The 2189-nt window shown below is 53.8% G+C and carries 3 protein-coding genes; all 3 read left to right on the plus strand.

Translation table 11 applies throughout. The features are described 5' to 3' along the window. Nucleotides 1–1185 (plus strand): restriction endonuclease subunit S (locus KF839_RS14715; protein ID WP_292918582.1); only part of this gene is annotated, 1185 nt, incomplete at its 5' end. A gap of 3 nt (nt 1186–1188) precedes the next feature. Continuing rightward, complete coding sequence (locus KF839_RS14720) at nt 1189–1860, plus strand: DUF429 domain-containing protein (protein ID WP_292918583.1); 672 nt, start codon at nt 1189–1191, stop codon at nt 1858–1860. A gap of 58 nt (nt 1861–1918) precedes the next feature. Next, complete coding sequence (locus KF839_RS14725) at nt 1919–2107, plus strand: hypothetical protein (RefSeq protein ID WP_292918584.1); 189 nt, start codon at nt 1919–1921, stop codon at nt 2105–2107. Nucleotides 2108–2189: the final 82 nt, after the last annotated feature.

The following is a 2189-nucleotide window of genomic DNA, read 5'->3' on the forward strand; positions in this document are numbered from 1 at the left end:
CGAGAGCACGGAGGTGCTTGGGAATATCAGGGCGTTGCTGAAATGAAGAATGGGTGGCAGACAAAGACGCTTGACCAGATTTCAACCAATCTAGATAGCAGACGTGTCCCAATTACTAGAGGTGTCCGCTCTGTTGGAAAGTATCCCTATTACGGCGCATCTGGCATTGTGGACTATGTTGCCGATTACATTTTCGATGAGAATGCGCTGCTGATTTCGGAAGATGGTGCAAACCTGCTGGCACGCTCTACACCCATCGCGTTCCCGGTGTCTGGAAAGTATTGGGTAAACAATCACGCGCACATTCTGAAATTTGAAAACCCTGCAACACAGCGATTTGTCGAGCTGTACTTGGAAAGTATCCCACTCGATGACTACATAACGGGAGCTGCTCAGCCAAAGCTCAACCAAACGGCGCTGAACTCCATTCCAATACCCTTTCCTCCGCTCCCCGAACAGCAACGCATCGTCGGCATCCTCGACGAAGCATTTGACGGCCTCGCCCGCGCCACAGCCAACGCCGAACAGAACCTCCGCAACGCCCGCGCTCTCTTCGAAAGCCACCTGCAATCCGTCTTTACCCAGCTTCGCGGTAGTCCCGTAGTGCCGATTGGCGATGTTGCAGAAGTGTTCGACGGACCGCATGCGACTCCAAAAACGGTCGATGCCGGCCCGGTTTTTTTGGGGATTAGTGCCCTCCAAGATGGAAGGATTAATCTCGAAGCAACTCGGCATGTGACGCCACAGGATTTTAAACAGTGGACTCGTCGTGTTAAGCCACAGGCCGACGACGTTGTGTTCTCGTATGAGACACGGCTTGGTCAGGCGGCGCTCATTCCAAATAGGCTTGAATGTTGTCTCGGCAGGCGTATGGGATTGGTTCGCGTTAATCGAAAGCAGTTAGATCCTCGATTCTTTGTCTATCAATACATTTCGCCGCCTTTTCGGAAGTTTCTCGACAGCAAGACGGTGCGCGGTGCGACCGTGGATCGCATCGCACTTAAAGACTTCCCTTCCTTCCCCATCAGTTTGCCATCTCTGCCTGAGCAAGAACGAATGACAAGCCGGCTTGATAAACTCAGGGCCGAAACCCAACGCCTCGAATCCATCTATCAGCAAAAGCTCGCCGCGCTGGGTGAATTAAAGAAGTCGCTGCTGCACCAGGCTTTCAGCGGGAATCTCTAAGCAATGGCTGGCGTTATTGCACATCAAGATCGCGTTTCTTCTGAGGGGGTCACAGCCATTGGTATTGATGTCGGCGGTCAACGCAAAGGATTTCATGCAGTCGCACTGACAGCCGGCCGGTATTCATCCCACTGTGCTTCTCCACAAGTGAGCACAGTGGTGGAATGGTGTCATACCGCCAACGGCATGGTGATCGCCGTGGATGCTCCCTGTCGCTGGAGCAGGGATGGCCGTGCCCGCCCTGCTGAACGCCAGCTCATGGCACAAGGCATCTGGTGCTTTTCCACCCCTACGCGTCGGCGTGCGCTCGAACATCAAAAAAACTACTACGGCTGGATGCTTCAAGGCGAAGCACTGTTCCAGGCGCTGGAGTCCTCACATGCCCTTTGTTCCGAGCTTCCTCTGTCGGGCCAGAAATGTTGCTTCGAGACTTTCCCGCACGCCATCACTCGGCAACTGACCCATGGCAAGCCTGAAGACACGAACAAACGTGTGCAGCGTCGAACGTTGCTGGGTTCGGTAGGGATTGATCTCGCCCACCTGACAAATCTTGACCTCGTGGATGCCGCGCTCTGCGCGCTGACGGCGTATTACGTCGCAACCGGTAGAGAATGCGTGTGTTATGGCGAGAGCGATTCTGGATTCATCATCGTTCCCAAACGCATTGACCCATGAATGAAACCGAAACCAAAGCTATGCATATTGATCCAGCTTCAACGCGGCAGGGTGGGGTGTGGTCGAAGGAAGTCGCCTGTTTCTGGCATATCCCATCACGCTCGGCCGCATCGAAGATTGCGGGCGGGTTCGTGTATCGGATGGACTCTCAAAGCAGGCAACTGCTAAGGATTTCTTAACAGTTCAAAACGAAGGTAAGCGCCGGGTACAACGGATTCTTGAAGAAACCGGAAGCAGACAAGCATGACATGGATGGACACTTGAGCGAGATCAGCATCTACGAAACTACCAGTGGCAGCATCGAAGTCCGGCTTGAGCGTGACACCGTT

It is taken from the genome of Nitrosomonas sp., from assembly GCF_019635155.1.
Taxonomy (GTDB): Bacteria; Pseudomonadota; Gammaproteobacteria; order Burkholderiales; family Nitrosomonadaceae; genus Nitrosomonas.

What these genes read in the sequence shown, in the direction of transcription:
- KF839_RS14720 (WP_292918583.1), top strand. Translation starts at nt 1,189, where the DNA reads ATGGCTGGCGTTATTGCACATCAAGATCGCGTTTCTTCTGAGGGGGTC.